The 548-nt window shown below is 59.1% G+C and carries 1 pseudogene; it reads left to right on the plus strand.

What is annotated here, in order from left to right:
- Window positions 1-12: 12 nt before the first annotated feature.
- Window positions 13-548, plus strand: a pseudogene (locus DEQ92_RS21650) (mechanosensitive ion channel family protein); the annotation flags it as partial.

Below are 548 nucleotides of genomic sequence, written 5' to 3' on the forward strand. Positions count from 1 at the left end.
GGCTTATAATCCATGACACTCCCCGCGCTCGATGCGCTTTTGACCCCGCTGTTGCTCCGTTCGACCAGTATCGCCCTCCAGACTAACGGGTTCGTGGACTTCGAAGCGTGGTTCCCCACGTTCGAACTTCGCCTTGCTGCCAGTATCTTCGTCGCCGCCGCCGTCATCGCAATCTGGCGACTCGGCGCTCGTCTCCACGATATGGACGTCGAAGGGGTTTCTTCCCCTGTCTGGCACCTCGGGGTCACAGTGCTTCGCCTCACCGGTGTTGTTTTCGGTGGTACGTTCTTATTCGCGGTCTGGTCGCTTTCGGGCGACATCGGCACGCTCTCCGAGCAGTACAACCTCGGAAAGGAGACGCTCATTCGCGTCAGTCTCTCGGCCGCCTTCCTCGTCGGCGCGTACGTATTGACATCGGTTCTCGGACGGTTTATCAAGGAAATCGCGAGTACGCGCCCCGAGATATCCGACCACCAGCGCGAGATAATCTATCGTCTCGCACAGGTCACGACGTATCTCGTCGCCACCGCTGTCGTTCTCGGTATCTG

This window comes from Haloferax sp. Atlit-6N, assembly GCF_003383195.1.
Classification (GTDB): Archaea; Halobacteriota; Halobacteria; order Halobacteriales; family Haloferacaceae; genus Haloferax; species Haloferax gibbonsii.